This window comes from Paenibacillus sp. B2(2019), assembly GCF_008370385.1.
GTDB lineage: Bacteria > Bacillota > Bacilli > Paenibacillales > Paenibacillaceae > Paenibacillus_AQ.
This window is the reverse complement of sequence record NZ_VTZR01000020.1, coordinates 166,286-186,414: the sequence shown is the minus strand read 5'-3', so window position 1 is coordinate 186,414 and position 20,129 is coordinate 166,286. Positions and strand designations below refer to the sequence as shown.

Annotated in this window: 16 protein-coding genes and 1 pseudogene; 14 read left to right on the top strand and 3 right to left on the bottom strand. The window is 44.5% G+C overall.

The genetic code is table 11. From position 1 onward, the window contains the following. Positions 1-8 precede the first annotated feature (8 nt). The 3 genes from PAENI_RS18550 (at position 9) to PAENI_RS18540 (ending at position 4,089) form a co-directional block, all read left to right on the top strand. A complete protein-coding gene (locus tag PAENI_RS18550; protein ID WP_042184236.1) occupies positions 9-899 on the top strand; it encodes an ABC transporter permease in 891 nt (296 codons plus the stop codon). A gap of 18 nt (positions 900-917) precedes the next feature. Further along, a complete protein-coding gene (locus PAENI_RS18545) occupies positions 918-1,796 on the top strand; it encodes a carbohydrate ABC transporter permease (protein ID WP_042184238.1) in 879 nt (292 codons plus the stop codon). Positions 1,797-1,860: 64 nt separating this feature from the next. After that, complete coding sequence (locus PAENI_RS18540) at positions 1,861-4,089, top strand: amylo-alpha-1,6-glucosidase (RefSeq protein ID WP_188114613.1); 2,229 nt, start codon at positions 1,861-1,863, stop codon at positions 4,087-4,089. Positions 4,090-4,189: 100 nt separating this feature from the next. Here the strand turns inward: PAENI_RS18540 and PAENI_RS18535 are convergent, their stop codons facing one another. Next, positions 4,190-5,053: a Cof-type HAD-IIB family hydrolase gene (locus tag PAENI_RS18535; RefSeq protein WP_149646275.1), complete on the bottom strand. Its 864-nt coding sequence runs from the start codon at positions 5,051-5,053 to the stop codon at positions 4,190-4,192. A 273-nt stretch (positions 5,054-5,326) separates the two neighbouring features. Between PAENI_RS18535 and PAENI_RS18530 the strand changes: the two genes are divergently transcribed. Beyond that, positions 5,327-6,568 (top strand): DUF445 domain-containing protein, encoded by a 1,242-nt coding sequence (locus PAENI_RS18530; protein WP_076285116.1) that lies wholly within the window; start codon positions 5,327-5,329, stop codon positions 6,566-6,568. A gap of 58 nt (positions 6,569-6,626) precedes the next feature. On the opposite strand, the gene PAENI_RS18525 is transcribed toward PAENI_RS18530, so the two are convergent. Next, a complete protein-coding gene (locus PAENI_RS18525; protein ID WP_149646274.1) occupies positions 6,627-7,730 on the bottom strand; it encodes a glycosyltransferase family 4 protein in 1,104 nt (367 codons plus the stop codon). 181 nt (positions 7,731-7,911) lie between these two features. On the opposite strand from PAENI_RS18525, the gene PAENI_RS18520 reads away from it, so the two are divergent. Continuing rightward, entirely contained in the window at positions 7,912-8,688 is a 777-nt protein-coding gene (locus tag PAENI_RS18520) for a YheC/YheD family protein (RefSeq protein ID WP_256716337.1), read from the top strand. On the opposite strand, the gene PAENI_RS18515 is transcribed toward PAENI_RS18520, so the two are convergent. Continuing rightward, positions 8,681-9,496, bottom strand: a complete 816-nt coding sequence (locus tag PAENI_RS18515; RefSeq protein ID WP_149646273.1) for a hypothetical protein — start codon at positions 9,494-9,496, stop codon at positions 8,681-8,683. The genes PAENI_RS18520 and PAENI_RS18515 overlap by 8 nt on opposite strands. Positions 9,497-9,776: 280 nt before the next feature. Between PAENI_RS18515 and PAENI_RS18510 the strand changes: the two genes are divergently transcribed. From PAENI_RS18510 to PAENI_RS18470, 9 genes and pseudogenes are all read left to right on the top strand, one after another. Further along, a complete protein-coding gene (locus PAENI_RS18510) occupies positions 9,777-11,978 on the top strand; it encodes a PAS domain S-box protein (protein ID WP_149646272.1) in 2,202 nt (733 codons plus the stop codon). Further along, positions 11,978-12,601 carry a C39 family peptidase gene (locus PAENI_RS18505; RefSeq protein WP_149646271.1) on the top strand — a complete coding sequence of 208 codons (624 nt, stop codon included), beginning with the start codon at positions 11,978-11,980 and terminating at the stop codon, positions 12,599-12,601. Before PAENI_RS18510 ends, PAENI_RS18505 begins: the two co-directional genes overlap by 1 nt. Positions 12,602-12,722: 121 nt before the next feature. Further along, positions 12,723-14,678: a type I pullulanase gene (gene pulA, locus PAENI_RS18500; protein ID WP_149646270.1), complete on the top strand. Its 1,956-nt coding sequence runs from the start codon at positions 12,723-12,725 to the stop codon at positions 14,676-14,678. Between the two features lie 295 nt (positions 14,679-14,973). Continuing rightward, positions 14,974-16,458: a glutamate synthase subunit beta gene (locus PAENI_RS18495; RefSeq protein ID WP_149646269.1), complete on the top strand. Its 1,485-nt coding sequence runs from the start codon at positions 14,974-14,976 to the stop codon at positions 16,456-16,458. Between the two features lie 126 nt (positions 16,459-16,584). Continuing rightward, complete coding sequence (gene yfcE, locus PAENI_RS18490; RefSeq protein WP_149646370.1) at positions 16,585-17,133, top strand: phosphodiesterase; 549 nt, start codon at positions 16,585-16,587, stop codon at positions 17,131-17,133. A 145-nt stretch (positions 17,134-17,278) separates the two neighbouring features. Next, entirely contained in the window at positions 17,279-18,307 is a 1,029-nt protein-coding gene (locus PAENI_RS18485) for an agmatine deiminase family protein (RefSeq protein ID WP_149646268.1), read from the top strand. A gap of 53 nt (positions 18,308-18,360) precedes the next feature. After that, positions 18,361-19,236: an N-carbamoylputrescine amidase gene (aguB, locus tag PAENI_RS18480; protein ID WP_042184256.1), complete on the top strand. Its 876-nt coding sequence runs from the start codon at positions 18,361-18,363 to the stop codon at positions 19,234-19,236. 86 nt (positions 19,237-19,322) lie between these two features. Next, a pseudogene (locus PAENI_RS18475) lies at positions 19,323-19,493 on the top strand (peptide ABC transporter ATP-binding protein); the annotation flags it as partial. 157 nt (positions 19,494-19,650) lie between these two features. Continuing rightward, the gene (locus PAENI_RS18470; protein ID WP_149646267.1) at positions 19,651-20,097 is read left to right on the top strand and encodes a tellurite resistance TerB family protein; all 447 of its coding nucleotides are present in this window, start codon (positions 19,651-19,653) and stop codon (positions 20,095-20,097) included. Positions 20,098-20,129 lie beyond the last annotated feature (32 nt).

The window sequence follows — 20,129 nt, the reverse complement described above, 5'->3', positions numbered from 1 at the left end:
ATCCGTAAATGAAAAATAAAAAAGATCAGACAGCATTCCATCTCATGATGGCGCCAGGCATGATTTTCCTAATTATCTTTTCGTTTATTCCAATGTTCGGTATTATAATGGCTTTTCAAAATTATGTTCCGGCTAAGGGAATGAGTGGTTCATCCTGGGTAGGTCTTGATAATTTCAAATTTATGCTCCAAATTCCTGACAGCAAACAGATTTTCAGTAATACGATCGTTATCGCGTTATGGAAAATTATCGTGGGTACTTTTACATCCATCGTGTTTGCCCTGTTATTAAATGAAATTCGGGTAAAGTTTGCTAAGCGATTCATACAGACGGTTGTTTATCTGCCGAACTTCTTGTCATGGGCGATCTTAGCTACTGTAGTCATGAATATCTTCTCTTATGAAGGTCCTGTTAATGCCATGTTAAGTTGGTTTGGGATTGACCCGGTCTTGTTTATGGCCAGCAATACCTGGTTTAGACCGATGCTAGTATTAACAGATGTCTGGAAGGGTTTTGGGTACGGTTCAATCATCTACCTAGCTTCCCTGACATCCATTGATCCCGGACTTTATGAGGCGGGCTCCATTGATGGAGCCAACCGGTTTAAGAAACTGTGGCACATCACGTTGCCAGGCTTAATGCCAACTATTTTGCTGGTTACAACCTTGAACTTGCCGAATGTATTGAATGCTGGTTTTGATCAGATCTTCAATCTGTATAATCCTTTGGTGTATGAATCTTCGGATATTATTGATACCTACGTTTATCGGGTGGGTCTGGTAGAAAGACAATACAGCTTAGGTACAGCAGTTGGCCTATTACGGTCGGTCGTTGGTATCGTACTGATTCTTTCTGCGAATAAATTGGCCCAAAAACTTACGGATTATCGTATTTTCTAAAGAAAGGGGGGTTCTCCCATTTACGCATCTAACATCAAGGGTCGTATTGCAGATGTTATTATCTGGGTATTTGTTCTAGCGTTCGCCTTGTCCTGTCTCATACCGTTAGTCAATTTAGTAGCCATCTCTTTCAGTGATAATGCGGCGGCTTCCGCAAATCTAGTAAGTATATTCCCGGTTAATCCGACGTTTAGCTCCTATGAAAAATTATTGTCTGACAGCCAGTTTTGGCGTTCATTCATGATCTCTGTAGAACGGGTAGTGTTAGGTCTGCTTGTGAATATGGTACTGATGATTCTTACAGCCTATCCATTGTCTAAAAGTTCACGAGTATTCACGGGTCAGAAGGTTTATATGAATCTCGTTATCTTCGCGATGTTATTCTCAGGCGGATTGATTCCAACCTTTATGGTAGTCAAAGAGCTTAATCTTTTAGACTCCATCTGGTCATTGATCTTGCCGGGTGCAGTACCGATAGGGAATGTTATCTTGCTGATGAATGCTTTCCGCGCTGTACCGAAATCTCTAGAGGAAGCAGCGAATATAGATGGAGCTTCACAGTGGAGAATATTAGGGACAATTTATCTCCCAATAGTATTGCCTACGCTTGCCACCGTTACGCTCTTTACTATTGTGGGCCATTGGAATGATTACTTTGGTGCCCTGGTTTATATTAATAAGACGGCGAATTATCCATTGCAAACCTATATCCAACAGCTTAGCGTTGAGGTTCAGAACATTACGGATCCTGAAAAATTATTGGAATTAGCAAAAGTTTCGAATAAGACTTTGAACGCTGCTAAAATCGTAGTTTCTACGCTACCATTGTTGTTGATTTATCCGTTTATGCAAAAGTATTTCGTATCAGGGATTGTCGTTGGTTCGGTTAAAGAATAAATATTAGTAGACAGCCGCTATGAAGCTTCATAGCGGCCTACTATTTTCAAATAGGAGGCTTACAATGAATAGTAATCAAGTTCATACATCAATTCTGGATGACATGAAGACATTTGTCTCTCGAGAAGCCAATCGGAGTATTTCATTTACGAATAAAGAGGCAGCATTTTATTTTACGCAATCCCATCATACGGATCATGTGGAACATGCATTTTTTGAGGGACTTAATATTGCTAAGAATAGAATTTTCGGTGGATACACCTTATTCGTAGGTGAACAGAAGCTAGACAATCGACAATCTGAAGTTTGGGCCTATCCTTATAAAATGGTGCGTAAGCACGCCGATCTTACAGAAGAGCTGTGGTTGTTGGATTATCATAATCTATTAGAAATTAGTCTAGCTAATGCTAAGGAAGACATAGGCATCGTTTTAAGGGGAGAGAATGTTAGCTATATAAACCAACAGGATCATCTCGCGTTCTTTAGCGCTATCGAGGGAGATTGGGTGATTGCAGTTAGTGCTATCAACCTTTCACCTTTGCATATGGATAATGAAGTTCTAATTGCCGATGCAAACGCTGGGGGTTATTATATCGCTGCAGGTAAGACATCCGAAGAAGCAGCAAGCTTAATCCTTAAAGCTAGACAAGATATTAGTACTTTGAAAGATGAACGTGTTAAGCGGATGGAAGATTTCTTACACCATAATGCCCATCTAACCAGCAGTGATGATACGTTTACTTTAGCCATGAATTGGTTGAACATCACAATGGATCAGTTGGTTACTAGACAGCAGGGTGATGGTATCTATGCAGGACTACCATGGTTTAACGAATATTGGGGACGGGATCAATTCATAGCTCTTCCAGGCGCTGTGCTCGTTACAGGGCAATTCGAAACGGCTAGAAATATCTTGCTATCATTCGCAGAGTTTCAGAATACGGACGAAGATTCTAAATACTTTGGTAGAATTCCAAATATCTTGTCTCCTGGAAAAGTGGATTACCATACAACGGATGGTACGCCGCGATTCATTATCCAGTTGCAGGATTACGTTAAGTATTCAGGAGATACAGCGATCATTAAAGAGCTGTATCACAATGTACAATATAGTATTGAAGGTTCCATAAAATATTGGGTAGATGATAAAGGGTACTTGAAGCACGCAGATAATGAAACTTGGATGGATGCCCGGGATGGCAATTTGGAGTCATATTCTCCTCGGGATACCCGTGCCAATGATATTCAAGCACTCTGGTATAACCAATTGCTTGCTGGTGTTTACTTTGCTGAATATATGAATGACAAGGTGAATGCTGATAAATGGAAGGGCATTGCTGAAACCTTGAAGCGCCATTTTGAGGTCGATTTCATTGATCAAGCGCATCCTTATTTAGCAGACAGACTGGATGCAGAAGATAAGCCGGAATTCTCCCTGCGCCCAAACCAGTTATTTGCTTTTGAAATGTTTGATGATAACGATTTTAAGGCTAGAGCGATTCGTACCGCGTGGGAAGAGTTGGTCTATCCATGGGGTGTTGCTTCGCTAGATAGACATCATCCATTGTTTCGTCCGTTTCATTTAACATCTCATTATCCGAAAGACGAGGCTTACCATAACGGTGCAGTTTGGATTTGGCTTAATGGTATTGCGATGCAGCGTATGATTGAAGCGGGGCAGGAAGAAACGGCCTATCAGCTATTCAAGAATATGAACTGGCAGGCCTTGAATTTAGGTGTTGTTGGTGGACTTTGTGAGAATATGGATGCTTATCCAGAGGAAGGTGAGAGCTGGGCGAAGTTGACGGGTGCATACCTGCAAGCTTGGTCCAATGCTGAGCACCTGCGTGTGTGGTACCAATATTTCTTAGGTATCCGTCCAGACCTGATTAACAATACACTGACAATTGCTCCAAGAATTCCGCAACAGCTTGAATCCTTGGCCTATAATGTGAACATAGGAAAGGGACAGATCGAAGCCACGTATAACCGTGGACTTGAAATCACTTACGCCTATACATTCAAGAATGTGGGACTGGAAGTTATCATCGATATGTCTCCTTTCGAAACGGTATCGCTTGAAGTTAAGCCCAATATGGAGCTGGTTGTAAGACAAGATGATCATACACTGGCAGTTACCTTATATGATGAGAATCGTCAAATGCTCAAGGAGATTCAGTCAGGGCTATCCGAATCACGTGTTATGCACAATAAGCGGAATAACGAGTTATTAAAAGACGTTGAGTTTGCCAAGCCATTGAGCTTGGACAATCATCCTTGTATAAAGCTGTAGCTATAATTAGTTAAGACAATCTTAAAAAAACCTCTGACCCATCCTCAGGATGCTGTCAGAGGTTCTTTAGCTGTTTATGATTTAAGCCGGGCATGTTGGCTCAGAATTTAGCCATAAGATGCTCAAGTCCTGCCGCCACTCCATCTTCCGCATTACTGACGGTAACAAATTCAGCCATTTCCTTTAGAACCGGTGCTGCGTTAGCCATGGCAATCCGGTAGCCTGCCATCTCGAACATCGGTTGATCATTATAGCTGTCACCCATTACGGCTACATCTGTTAGCGGGATGCCATAGTGGGCGGCGAGCATAGCTACACCGGAGCCTTTGTTGGCGTCCTCATGGTTAATTTCGATATTATTGACATGGGAGGCTGTAATAATGAGGCCAGGGATCGCGGCGAAGCGGGTGGAGGCTTCTTTGAGCAGTTCCCGGTTTAGAGAGAAGGCTAATGTTTTATAAATGACGTTTTCTTCTTTACTCCAGATCTCTTCCATACTTTCGACGTAAGTTACAGCCGCTTGTTGAAACTGCTGATCGATCATTGCTTTTAGCAGCCAGCTGACTTCCTCAGGCACTTCTTCTTCACTTAGTGCAGATAGTTTCTCTAATCTTACCCGTTTATTGAGCTCCACGTATACGTTGTCCTCTGTGTATACCTCGTAATACAAATCCGGAATTTCGTTCATCCAGCGTAATGCAGGAATGATGTCTTCCTTCTTCAGCGGTTTACTTGCTGCCAGCGTGTGGTCAGACAATGTAACCACTGCGCCATTCAGACTGACTACAGGGCATTCCAGATCTGCCAGCCGCAGCTGTCGTTCCGCATCCATAAAAGAGCGTCCCGTAGCAATAATTACGATATGACCTAAATTTTGAGCCTTTATAATCGCCTCGCGGTTCTTTGGGCTAATTTGTCCTTCTTCGTTCAGCAATGTTCCATCCATATCTAAAGCAATCAGCATAGTGTATGATCTCCTTATCCAGTCATATTTGTCCCCTTCGCGGGCCAGTGAGAACGTTACTTGTATCTTATCATTAATATTCTGAAAACCAAAAACACCTTTTCATTCCTAGTCTAATCGTATATTTTTAGAAAATAGTTCAGTCGTGGTACAATAGTTGTTAAACTAATCGACTAGCCGAGTCTATCGTCAGTTCATGTTCGTGGGACGTGATCCGTCGGTATTTTTCCTGCGTAAGGACATCGGCAGCTGTGTATGTAAGGGGGACTAATCGTGAGATCCAAAAACTTGGCCACCATGTCACTAGCTTTTATGGCATGTGGGTTTCTGATTACACTATTTCTACCTGAAAATCTCGCTGTAATTCTACTAAGAGGTGGCTTTGAGGCTGGGCTGGTTGGGGGGATTGCCGACTGGTTCGCGGTAACCGCGTTATTCCGCCATCCGCTCGGGCTGCGTATTCCACATACCTCACTGCTGCTCAAGAATCGGGATAAGATTATTCAGTCGTTAATTACCGCTATGGAGACTGAGCTGCTGAACAAAGAGAGTATTGAGAACAAGCTGCGCAAGTTTGGCATTATGTCTATGAGTTCCAAGCTGCTGACGAAGTTCTTTAGCAAGAAGAAGGCGAGAGCCCAGATCCTAGAGCAACTTAGCGAATTCGTGTCACGTCTTCCGGTAGAGAAAGCTGTACCTTTTCTTCAAAAGGCAGCCTCTGACTATATTCGTGAAGCGGAGCTTGGAGTTGCGGCTGATAAGATTGTCACTAAATTAATGAACGATGGAAAAGATGTAGCGGCTCTGGATTATGCGCTGGAAGGGGTATCTAACTGGAGCGGTCGTCCTGAAACGAAAGCTATGCTGGGTAAGATCGCCAGTGAGAAACTGGCTGAAGTAAAACTCGGTGGACTGAAAGGGATGGCTTTTCAGGCTTTCGTTGGATTCATGGATGCGGATATGCTTGGTGAAATGCTGCAAGGCATGCTGCAGTCCGGTATTCGCGATTTTCGTGAAGAGGATAGCCCTTATCGTGAAGAGATCATCCGGGAAATTCGGGTGGCGTTGTTCCAGATTGTTAATGATGAGGCTAGAATGACTTCTGTGAAAGAATGGGCACTACAAGAGCTTGAGGGAGAAGCGGTAACTGCTTTTCTGCATACTCAATTGGAGAACGTACGTAGTAAGGCGCTCTCCTTATTAGAAGAGGACCGGGCAGCTGGCGGACGAAAACTATTTGCACTATACACCCTTCTTATGCGCCGTATTAGTAAGGAACAAGAGTGGATCGGTAGCTGGGAGGAGCGGATTCGCGCTTCATTGATTGCATTTGTAGAGGCTAACCACTTCCGAATCGGTCTTTTGGTGAAGGAGAATCTGGATAGCATGGACGATGCTAGTCTAGTGAATATGCTGGAGGATAAAGTAGGTAAAGATCTTCAGTGGATTCGTGTGAACGGTGCCTTATGCGGTTTTGTTGTAGGGCTTGTACTTACGGTTGTTCAATTTATTTAAATCAAAGTAGTCCGTCTCCAGTGAATGGAGGCGGACTACTTTTTTATGTTTGTAGGGTCTATCGCTGTACTAAGGCAGCTTGATAAATCCGCTCCAAATCAGTTGCTGTACGTTGCCAATTGAAGGCTTCAAGCGCATCCGCTCGTCCTTGTTTCCCAATGGTTGCTGCTACCTCCGGATTCCGGCCTAGTCGCAGCAAATCTCTAGCAAAGGGCAAGGCCTCGCGATATCGTTCCACCAGATATCCGTTATGGCCGGAGTCGATAATCTCACGGATACCACCATTGCTAGAAGCGATGACCGGTAGTCCCGAGGCCATAGCTTCTACATTAACAAGCCCAAAGGATTCATGATTCTGAGAAGGACATACGAAGCAGTCGGCTGCTTGATAAAGGGTATGGATATCCTCATGAGCTACATTTCCAAGGAAGGAGACGGATACGCCTAGTCGCCGTGCAAGCAGCTTCAGCTGTCGCAAATATGATGGTTTCCCTTTGCCTGCAATTACAAGATGAGCGGGAAGGTGCTTATTTAAATGGTACATAGCACGTATCAATACGGGCACCCCTTTGCGGGGAATAACTCGACCGACGAACAATACGGTAAAGATCCTCGGGAGTCTGTAAAGTTTGCGAAGATGGTATTTTTCCTGTAGCGCTACAGGAGTGAATCGATCAAGATCTGCTCCGAGCAGGACGATACGGATTTCATTGTTCAATTGCGGGAAGCGACGGGTTAATCTTCGCTGTAGAGAGTGGCTATTCGCAATAATCAGATCTGCTTTAGCCAAGGCCCTCGCAGTCTTAACTGTGTCCGGTGTGAATGTAAGAGAATGCAGAAATAGAAATACCGGAAGTTGAGGGAGCCGTTTCTTAACAGCAGACATAAGATGAGGACGATTATCGATCTGAACGATATCAAATGACTCATTCTGAATGTAGTCTAACACCGAAGTACGATAATGAACGGGAGTACTTGCGGGTAAACGAATGATTTTGACCTGCTCCAATATGGAAGCATCGGGCAGTCCCGGCGCTCTGCGGCTCACAATGGTAACCCTATGTTTCTCAGCCAGCCTTCTGGCAATGGCCCAAATGCAGATTTCTACTGACCCGTCTCCCGGAACCGGGAGACGTTCCGGCGCAATAATACAAATATGCATGGTTCATGCCTCCTCTGATCCGCTAATGGTTATCCTCTTCCCACCATATGCAGCTTGAGTATCTGGAGATACATCTGAGAGCGGAGAGGGCGTTCAACCCATTCCATTCATATAGTCGGAGCATAAAATACTAAGGTTAAGCAAGGCTGTGATCATTATTTAGTGACAGGGGAGAGGGCAATTGGGAACGAAGTTAAAGTCTGCGTTGACCAGCAAATGGATTAAAACCAAGGTGCTCATGCAAAGTTCCGAGATTTCACCGCTCATTCCAGAAACAGTGAAGTTTAGTAAAGCAAACTTAAGAACGATGCTCTTGAAATATGGGATGATTTACGTTAAGCCGGAACATGGCACCTATGGTAATGGTGTAATGAAGGTTGAACAGAGTAAGGATTCTCATGGAACAGAATACAAATACCAAAGTGGAACAAAGATAAAAACCTTTGGAGCCTATGACACCTTTTATTCATCCCTTAAGAAAGCGACACGCGGACGCAGTTACTTGATTCAGAGAGGGATTGTTTTGCTAAAGCATGGAAAGCATCGTTTTGATATCCGTGTGATGGTCCAGCTCAGTCCGCGTGGCAAATGGGAAACTACCGGATTGATTGGCCGAGTAGCTGAGAAAGGCAAGATTGTTACCAATTATCATAACGGTGGCACGCTAATGTCTATGGAAAAGCTGCTGTCGCCTTATTTGAACGATGCTCAGCAAGCTCAGATGCTTAAGATATTGCGAAAGCTAGGTGAGGATACCGGACGTTTCTACCATAAGAAATATCCTGGCTTTAAACAGATTGGTGTAGATGTAGGATTAGATAACCACATGACGCCTTGGATTATTGAAGTGAATACGAGTCCAGATCCATATATTTTCAAACATCTTTCTAATAAAAGCATGTACCGCAAAGTGATGGCATACCGCAGAGCAAATGAGAAGAAGAAGTCCGCTAACTGATTTGCTTCTTCGTATTTGCAATAACAAGGGAAACCTTTTGTTCGAGCTCAATTATTTTTTGCTTATGGGTTGCGATCTGACGGTAACCGGAGACCAGGGCAGCTAAGGACTGGTTGGTTAGGGTAAGGTTTTGTTTGCGAATCGCTGCTTTAAAGTCAGTCCAATCTGCTGAGACACGTTTGTTTAACGAGGTGATCACGCTCTTGTTAGATTTGATCGTGATTTGAGGACTTTCAATGCCAGACAAGGTTTTACGAGCTTCGGCTATCTTTTGGGAACGTTTCTTTTTCGCGGCGTTCAGCTGATTCTGCTTGTCACTGATCTCTTGGCGTGCCAACTGAACCAAGATCTTCATAGCATCACCTTGGGCACGCAGTACGGTATTCAAGGTCTTGTCCTTAAGTGACTTGGCGATACTAATTCGCTTGTTAAGTGCACTATACTGGTCAAATAAGGGCTGATAGCGCTGCTTGCTACTCTTAACGGAGGCCTCCAATCGGGTCACTGCTTCAAGATCAATCCCTATAATTTGTTGACGAACCACAACTAGCGATTGCTCATTATTGTAGTGAAGGATTCGGATTTGCTCCTCGCGCTGATCATACTGCAGCTTTAAGGTGGATAAATCATTGTAAAGAGAAGTCAGCTTAACCCTGGCAGGACCATCTGCCGTTGCGGCCGTCAGATCAAAAGCCGCTTTAACAGAGGGGGTTATTTCTGTTGTAGATGCAGCAATAGCTCCTGATGATGTGCTTAGCAGTAGCAGGATCGTAAGCAGTAGTAAGGGCACTGACTTAAATATTTTCATTTATTCTCCTCCTATTGTCGTTACCTAATGGCAACAAAAAAAAGCACCCGTAGCAAAGGCAAAAGCCTTTATTACGGGTGCTTCCAGCGTAATAGGTCACGAACGATATTATTATGTTTAATAATAGTTTGCCTCAGGCCATCCAGTCAATATTTAAAATTAAACTATTCCCTATTCAAAATAATACGCAGGGCATTTCTATACTCACTTCTCTTATCGTATACTGAACTTAGGATGGAATAAAGGATGCAACGTTCGCAACAAAGGAGGTCTGGCGTAGATGGATAACGCGGTAGAATATAGCACAATGTTGGAACATGCATTTATGAGGTCCCCAGAGGGAATAGCCGTACTGTCTTTAAACGATGGTAAGGGCAACTGGCTGAAGGTCAATCCGGCTTTTTGCAATTTACTTGGCTTTACGGAAGCTGAGTTTCTTGCTGGGGCTATTTTTGCAGAAATGGAAAATAGACAGACGTCTTCGAAAGAGCTTTCCTATAGATTGGTGATGGACGAGCTTCAGAATTCTCCAGCAGGGAGCTGGAAGAAGGAAGAATGCTTTTACAAAGGGGATCAACCGGTATGGCTTTCCCTGACATTCTCAGGATTTGTAACAGCAGGACAAGCCCCTTCATGTATTATTGTGTACGCCGAAGATATTACAGACCGAAAGATTGCAGACCAACAAATGGCAGATCAACGAGATCTAGAGGAACAGATTTATCAAAGTGAACGTAATTATAGATTGATTTCCGAGAATTCGCTGGATTTAATCTCGCGTCATGCAGTTGAAGAGCGCAAACAGTTCGAATTCAAGCTTCAGGAGAATGAACAGCGCTATAAATCCTTATTTGAATATAATCCCTCTGCTGTGTACTCAATGAATTTGCAAGGGGATTATTTAACAGCCAATGCGAATCTGGAGAAGCTGACCGGGTATTCGCTGGAAGAACTGATCGGAATGTACTTTGGTCCCGTTGTGCATGAGAAGGACATGGAGAAGACGCTGTATCATTTTAACTTAGCTGCTAAGGGCTATCCCCAAAGCTATGATCTGACGCTTATTCATAAAGACGGGCATTTTGTAGAGATTAATACCACTAATATTCCGATCATTGTAGACGATCAAGTGGTTGGTGTATATGGTATTTCCCGTGACATTACGGAACGTATAAGATATACAGAACAAATTGAGAAGCTAAGCAATGAGTACACCCTTATATTAAATGCAGTATCTGAGGGTATTTTTGGACTGGATATGGAGGAGAAGGTGACCTTCATCAACCCTGCAGGTTTGCATATGCTCGGCTATGAACATGATGAGATCATGGGTCATACCTATCTAGATCATATTCAGCAGACAGCGCTTGATGGGATCCATTACCGGCCAGAGGAGTCGCCACTTATCAAAGCCATTAGGTCAGGGGGATCTTACCAGAGCAAGGATGCAGTCTTATGGCGTAAAGATGGTACAAGTTTTCTTGCGGAGTACCAAGTAACCCCTCTTTTTGATAAAGGTGAACCTAAGGGTGTTGTAGTCGTGTTCAGGGATATTACAGATGAGAAGGAGATCATTCGGGCGAAGGAATCTGCGGAAAAAGCGGACCAGGCTAAATCAGAGTTTCTAGCCATTATGAGTCATGAAATACGCACGCCGATGAACGGCATTGTGGGGATGACTGATCTGCTTGCCGAGACAGAACTAGATGAAGAACAACGTGAGTACACAAATATTATTAAGGAGAGCAGTAGCTCTCTTCTATATATTCTGAATGAAATTCTCGATTACAGTAAAATTGAGGCCGGAAAAATGATGATCGTAAATGAGCCCGTGCATCTTCGAGAGGTACTGGACAGTGTAACGGATCTATTTATGGCTAAGGCTTTGGAAAAAAATCTTGAGCTGTCTTACAGCATGGCACCAGGAGTTCCTACGTTCATTATGGGAGATGCAGGACGATTACGTCAGGTATTGGTTAATCTGGTCAGCAATGCGATTAAATTTACTGACCGAGGTAATGTTTGTATTTATGTGGAGCAGAAATTGTCCGTGGTTTCAAAGAAATCGACTTTGAAGTTTAATGTCAGAGACACGGGGATAGGTATTCCTTTAGAAAAGCAGCATCAGTTGTTTCAATCATTCTACCAGCTCCACTCCTCGTTTAATCGTAAGTATGCCGGGACGGGTTTAGGACTAGCCATTTGCAAGAAGCTTGTCGAGCTGATGGGCGGAGCCATTGCGGTGGAGAGTAGCGAAGGAAACGGCTCTAATTTCTATTTCACGCTACAGATTAATCCTGAAAGTAAATATGAGGGCGATGAGGAAGATATTGCTCAGGCAGAGCAGAAGCCCGAACAGGAAATGGAATCACGATCTAATTCCGAGGGATCTATGGATGTTGGTGAAAATGTGATTTTACTTCCGGAAGGCCCTGCCCTTTCAGCTTCTAAGCCGAACTCTTCAAAGGGAGAACCATCCTGATGAGGCATAGAAACTCCAGTCTCAGTAACAAACTATCGGTAGATCCATACACACAGTGGGAGGCTGGGGTTTCATCCCCGTCTTCTGCATGTGGACCAGCTACGCTGGCAGCTTTAACCGAGTATTGGAATACCCAGCTAGGAATGGACTTTATTCGTGGCAAAGGTCATTTTCACTCTAAAGCAGCTCATATTAATTACATATACAGTCATCACGGAGGTACCCCTTTGGGGATGAGTACACGTAGTTTTGTAAAGGGGATCACAGCTTATATCCACTCTTCAATCTCGCCAAAAGGGGGACATAAGCTTTCTGTCTCTACTTTTAACGATTTCGATGTGTATAAAGTGGAGATTGATGCAGGTCGGCCAGTAGCTGTTAAATTTGATAAATGGTTTAATTTTCGGTGGAGAGGGAATTTTGCTTACGATTACCATTGGGTATTAGGAATAGGATATGAAGTACCTGATAACGGGGATCGTCCAATCCTCATCGTTCAGGATAATGGCGTGAGGTATAAGGATGGAAGGATTGCTCTTTGTAAAGAACGCCGCATCCCATATTATGCAAATAAAGACATCATTACGATGGTGGGAATGAATATCTTAGAAACGCCTAGTTAATCGTGATTTAGCTATGCAATTACCCTGGAAAAATGATCTGGTTATTTTGAGTCCAAACGTTTGCACAAATTCGAGGATCATACTATAATCCAGTTAATAACTGGAAAAGGGGATAGGTGCTTTGTCCGTACAAAAGGAAATGAAGGAACCGATTTATTATGGTGATCCTGCGACTACTAGAGGGATTTCCGTATTCGCTCAGGAGTTTGATCAGTTGTTTAGTTATGACGGGGATGATCTCGGACTTACATATTCATCGGCCTGTTCATCATTTTGCTTGTGGGCCCCTACGGCTCAGGAGGCAGAGCTAGTAATTTATGATTCATGGCAGGGAGCTGCGGGGTCCAAATATGCTATGATTCGCGATATTCGGGGAACGTGGAGAGCTACGGTTGACGGTGATTTAGATGGCAAGTTCTATACCTACCGAGTGCGTCTAGGTGAACAGTGGAATGAAGCAGCTGATCCTTACGCGCGTGCTGTCGGCGTGAATGGGGACAGAGGTGCTATTCTAGATTTGCGCAAGACGGACCCTGAGCGGTGGACGGAAGATAAGCCGTCGTTTGAGGATCCTGTAGACGCTATTATTTATGAGCTTCATTTGCGTGACTTATCCATTCATCCAGCAAGCGGTATGGCTCATAAGGGTCAATATCTCGCTTTGGCGGAAGAAGGAACCCGCGGACCAGAGGGCATTCTCACCGGACTCGATCATATCGCAGATCTCGGTGTAACCCACGTGCAGCTATTGCCTATTTATGATTATTCTACAGAGAGTGTAGATGAGACGAAGCTGGATGAGCCTCATTTTAACTGGGGTTATGATCCGAAGAACTACAATGCTCCTGAAGGCTCCTATGCTACAGATCCTTATGTGCCCGGACTACGCATTCAAGAACTAAAAACAATGATTCAAGCGCTTCATGATCGTGGACTCCGCGTCATTATGGATGTTGTTTACAACCATGTGTACGACGGATATCGCGTGAATTTCACTAAACTGGTTCCTGGCTATTATTTGCGTTATAAACAAGACGGAAGCCTGTCGAATGGCTCAGGCTGTGGCAATGACGTGGCTACAGAACGCTTGATGATGTCCCGCTTCATTGTGGAGTCCGTGGTCTATTGGGCTAAAGAATACCATATCGACGGCTTCCGCTTTGATTTGATGGGCTTGATGGACGTCGATACGATGCGGGAAACCCGGCGGCGTCTGGATGGAATAGATCCGTCTATCATGACGATCGGTGAAGGCTGGATGATGGGGACTGAGCTACCGATGGAACGGCTCGCTCATCAGAAGAATGCCTCCCTTATGCCGGGAATCGGACATTTTAATGATGATTTCAGGGATGCTATTAAAGGAAATATCTTTTTGTACGATCAGCCGGGCTTCATCAGTGGAATGATGGGTCTGGAGCCTGCGATCAAGGCGGGGATTGCGGGAGGAATTGACTTCAGCCCAGGAATTAAGCAATTTGCCGAGGAGCCTCAGCAAAACGTTAATTATGTGGAGTGTCATGATAATCATACCTTATGGGATAAAATCGTATTGTCCACCGAGGGTGAGACGGTTACTCAGCGCCGTTCCATGCACAGACTAGCTTCTGCGATAGTGTTCATGAGTCAGGGGATTCCTTTTATCCATGCAGGGCAGGAGTTTATGCGAACGAAGGACGGGGTGGAGAACAGCTATAAATCTTCGGTCGAGATCAATCGTATGGACTGGGAATTGTGCGCCGCGCATCAGGAAGATGTGGCGTATATGAAACAGTTAATCGAACTGCGTAAAGCTCACCCGGCCTTCCGTATGCGAACAGCAACTGACATTCAGAACCATTTAGTTTTTGAAAAGGCACCGGCAAGTGCAGTAGCTTACACGCTACGTGGCCATGCTGGAGGAGATGCAGCGAAGCATATTTATGTTCTTTTTAATGCGAATGCTGAACAGACCACTGTGGTTCTGCCGCAGCTTGGAGCATGGAAGACCATCTTCGGGGCTGATCTTACGCAGGAGCTGACTGGAAATAAGCTAACTGTAAATGGGATTGGGACAGTAGTCCTGACGGCGAAATAATTAGTCTTTTACAAGATCATTATTGAAAAGCATGCGGAGTAACGTACTTTAATCAGGTACAGTACACTGTGTGCTTTTTTTTGTTTTTCCATTTTCTTAATTTGATTGTTTCATTTTACATAAAAAGGTGACATTACTCATTTTCGATGATGATATTGGATGTTAATATGAAGGCATTTACTTTGGCGCTTTAGAGTGCCATAGGCTTGGCAGCAGACAAACATAGCGCGTACTTTTCTTTTTTAACGGTTTAGGAAGTATATATCTGTGGGGATATTTAGAGAGGATGAGAGAGATGGGGAAAGCAACCGGATTTTTGGAATTTGAACGGCAGACGCCTTCGGAGTGTGAGGCGCTGGAGCGGATTAAGAATTGGGATGAATTCTCGATTCCTATGGATGAAGAGAATCTGCGCGAGCAAGGCGCACGTTGTATGGACTGTGGTACGCCATTTTGTCATGTAGGACGTCTGTTGTCTGGTATGGCTTCCGGCTGCCCTCTGCACAACTTGATTCCTGAATGGAATGATATGGTTTATCGTGGGAACTGGGAGGTTGCACTGAAACATCTGCATAAGACCAATAACTTCCCTGAATTTACTGGACGTGTGTGTCCGGCACCTTGTGAAGGTTCTTGTACAGTAGGGATGAACGGCAAGCCCGTAACGATAAAGTCGATTGAAAAGTCGATTGTAGATAGAGGTTTTGAAGAAGGTTGGATTGTTCCTGAGCCACCGCTTACTCGCACAGGTAAAAAGGTAGCTGTAGTGGGCTCGGGTCCAGCAGGTCTTGCCTGTGCAGCTCAGCTTAACAAGGCAGGGCATTCGGTGACCGTGTATGAACGGGCAGATCGGATTGGTGGTTTGTTGATGTATGGTATTCCGAACATGAAGCTGGATAAGAAGACGGTTCAGCGCCGAGTAGACCTGCTAGCGGATGAAGGCATTACATTCGTAACTCGTACAGAGATTGGGAGAGATATCTCGGCGTCACAACTCAAGGCGGAGCACGATGCTGTTATCTTGTGTGGCGGGTCTACGCAGGCACGAGAGCTTCCTATAGAGGGTCGTGAGCTGCGGGGCATTCATCAGGCGATGGAGTTTCTGACACTGAATACTAAGAGCTTACTGGATTCAGAGCTTGCTGATGGTGAATACTTGTCTGCGGCAGATAAGGATGTAGTTGTAATCGGTGGCGGGGATACTGGCACAGACTGTGTAGCTACGTCGATCCGCCACGGCTGTCGTAGTGTGATCCAGCTTGAGATTATGCCACAAGCTCCACTGACCCGTCAGCCTAGCAATCCGTGGCCAGAATGGCCAAAGGTTCTTAAGGTGGACTATGGCCAAAAAGAAGCGGTTTCACTGTATAAGGAAGATCCACGTCGTTATCTCGTTTCGACGAAACGTTTTGTTGGTGACGATGGTGGACATGTGCAGGAGCTGCATACCGTGCGCATTGAGTGGACTCGCAATGAACAGGGACGGATAGTTCCGGTTGAAGTACCAGGCAGTGAAGAAGTTCTAAAGGCACAGCTGGTACTACTCGCATTAGGATTCACAGGGCCCGAAGAGATTGTGCTAGGTGAGCTTGGGGTGGCACGTGATGAGCGCGGAAATGCCAAGGCGGAGTTCGGAGCACAAGCGACCAATGTAGAGGCGGTATTCACAGCAGGTGATATGCGCCGCGGACAAAGCCTTGTAGTTTGGGCCATTGATGAGGGGCGTCAGACAGCCCGCGAAGTGGACCGATTCTTGATGGGATCATCGAATTTGCCGTAAGAATAGAGGCATATAGGGCAGGGCGTTCCTTTTGGAGGAACGTCCGCTTTTGCGTTGTTTGCCTATTCAAGGTTAAAATTGAAACCTAAGCACAAGATCTATTTAAGTCGAAAAGGAGAATACATGATGAAGCTAATGTTTATTTCCGATATTCACGGTTCTTTATTCTGGTTAGAACGGGCTTTGGAAAAGGTAGAGGAAGAACAGCCAGACAGTCTTGTAATCGTAGGAGACTTTTTATATCACGGTCCCAGAAATCCACTGCCGAAGGGTTATGACCCGCAGGGAGTTGCTAATAAACTGAATGAATATAACAAAAAGAAGGCTATAACGGCAGTACGTGGTAACTGCGATGCTGAGGTAGACCAGATGCTGCTGCAGTTTCCGATGATGGGCGATTATGTGATGCTCCTGCATGAAGGCAGACGAATCTATGTTACACACGGTCATGGCTTTAGTATTGAGAATTTACCGGCACTATCTGAGAAGGATATCTTTATTCAGGGGCATACCCATCTTCCCGTTGCGGATGTAAAAGAGGGCGTATACGTGCTGAATCCCGGTTCGATATCGCTGCCTAAAGAGAATAATCCGAATTCCTATGGTATCCTTGAGGGTAGAGAATTCATCGTTAAGGATTTTGAGGGCGATGTGGTAAAAAGGATTACACTATAAGCTCAGTCAGATCACATGTGACCCGAATTTCTTCCAACATTATTAGTGTTCTAGGGAATTGAGCACTAGAACATATTATTGTATGATGAGGTAGGAGTTTTAGGGCAGGGCTGGCTCCAAATATAATAGTAAAGGTAGTTAACACATGAATCCTAAAGATTTGAACTATACAATGCCACCGGAATGGGGCAAGCATGAACGTACTTTTATCTCCTGGCCGGTGCAGGAATCTATGTGTTTCCCGGACAACCATGAGTCGGTATGCCAAGGTTATGCTGACATTATTACAGCTATTGCCGAGTTTGAACCGATTACGGTCATCGTTAACCCGGAGGACGTGGAAAAGGTAGAACGTCTGGTCAGCGGACCGAATGTAACGCTACTACCTATAAAGCATAGCGATGCTTGGCTGCGTGATAACGGGCCTACCTTTGTTGTTAATAAAGACGGCGTTCTAGCAGGCGTGAACTGGAAGTTTAATGCCTGGGGCGGTAAATATTCACCTTGGGATCTGGATGATGAGGTAGCTCCACAGATTCTCGAACACTCACAAGTGACACGCTTTGATGCGCCGCTTGTGATGGAAGGCGGCTCGATCCATACGGATGGAGAAGGCACCTTGATTACTACAGAAGAATGTCTGCTCAATACGAACCGCAACCCGGATCTGAAGCGCGAGAATATTGAAGAGTACGTGCGCAATTATACAGGTACAGAAACTATTATCTGGCTTAAGCGTGGTCTAAGTGGTGATGAAACCGATGGTCATGTGGATAATATTGCTTGCTTCGCTGCTCCAGGTAAAGTCATTATTCAGGTCTGTGAGGATCCGCAGGACGAGAATTTTGAGATTACACAGGAGAATCTTCGTATTTTGGAGAATGCCATAGATGCCAAAGGGCGTAAGCTGGAAATCATCAAGATTCAGCAACCACCACGGGTGGATCATGACGGCAGCCGTCTGACGCTCAGTTATTTGAACTTCTATTTCGTAAATGGTGGAATTATATTGCCTGTGTTTGGCGGTACGGCGGTGGAAACAGATAAACTTGCCGAGGAAGTACTGGCTGGTTTGTTCCCGGCACGTAAGATTCGTACAGTTAACGGTATGGCGGTCATCACCGAGGGCGGGAACGTTCACTGCACTACGCAACAAATGCCTGCTCAGCAATAATTGAAGGAAACTAAACGTCCAAAGGGACATTTATATATAAGGAGGACAGATTCTTGAGAAATGTAAAAGTAGCTGCGACGCAAATGAGCTGTTCCAGCAATATTGATGAGAATATCAGCAAAGCCGAAACATTGGTCAGAGAAGCGGCGGCACAGGGAGCACAAATTATTTTGCTGCAGGAGTTGTTCGAGACTCCGTATTTCTGCCAGAAAGAGAAGGCTGATTATTACGCATATGCAACAGAGCTTGAGCATAACAAAGCGATTAATCACTTCACAGCAATAGCCAAGGAACTGCAAGTGGTGCTGCCAATCAGTTTTTATGAGAAAAAGAACTACGCACGTTACAATTCACTAGCTGTAATCGACGCCGATGGAACGATACTGGGCAAATACCGCAAGAGCCATATTCCAGATGGCCCAGGGTATGAAGAGAAATTCTACTTCAATCCGGGGGATACTGGCTTTAAAGTATGGAACACTCGCTATGCCAAGATTGGTGTAGGGATTTGCTGGGATCAGTGGTACCCGGAAGCGGCTAGAGTGATGAGCCTGATGGGAGCAGAAATTCTGTTCTATCCAACCGCTATCGGATCAGAACCACAGGATGGATCGATCGACTCTAAGGATCATTGGCAGACTTGTATGCTTGGGCATGCAGCGGCTAACCTTATTCCAGTCGTTGCCTCCAACCGTATCGGTGAAGAAATTGATGAAGATTCTAGCATTAATTTCTACGGCTCTTCGTTCATTGCGGGACCGCAAGGCAATAAAATTGTTGAAGCAGGCCGAGACGAGCAAGCTGTAATAGTGAGCGAATTTGATCTGGATGCTTTGGAAGTCGGACGGATCGAGTGGGGCGTCTTCCGTGATCGCCGGCCGGAACTGTACAAAATGATTGGTTCTTATGATGGGGACATCATTCTTTAAAAGAATTCACAGTTAAATGTGCTAAAGGCATTGCTAGAGAGGATAGAATCTCTGGCAATGCTTTTTTTGGTGTTTCAACGAGAAGTGAGGGAATGACGATGATCGTTGTGACCCATGAAATGGGCTTTGAGCGTGAGGTTGGTGATCGTATGCTGTTCATGGAACAGGGCGAAATCGTGGAAGATGGCAGTCCGGAGCAATTGTTCGGAATTCCTGTGCAAGATCGGACACAATCTTTTCTATCAAAAGTACTGTAAAAGTCTGGAAAAGTAGAATATTGCTATTTTATCAGGTATATTAGAAGAGTAAACCGTGATTCAGGGATCTACTATGAAAATTCTGTCGGATACGTGGAGAGGAGGCTCTGGGATATCTTTTGTTATCATAATCTTGCAGTGATAGAAGGAGAAAACGATGAGCACATTTAAAAACTGGTTGAACACAACCAAAAACGGACTAACAGAACAAGTAAAGAAATTCAAAAATAAAGATTTCATGAATGCGGTAGTTGCGGGCTGCGCCTTGGTTGCTGCTGCCGACGGTAAAATAGAAGAAGCTGAAAAGAATAAAATGGCTGGTTACATGAATATGAGTAATGAGCTTAAGGTGTTTGACATGAGAGACGTCATTACCCAGTTCAACTTTTATGTAAGTAACTTTGAGTTCTCACCAGAAATCGGTAAGCAGGAAGCATTGAAAGCAATTGGTAAGTTTACCGGTAAACCAGATGTGGGACGTGTAATTGTGGGTGTATGCTCAGCTATTGGATCAGCTGATGGTGATTTTGATGACAATGAAAAAGCAGTTGTACGGCATATCTGCGGTGTCTTGGGATTAAACCCTAGTGAATTCAGTTTATAAATGATGTAATACCATATACATGAGTTCGGATG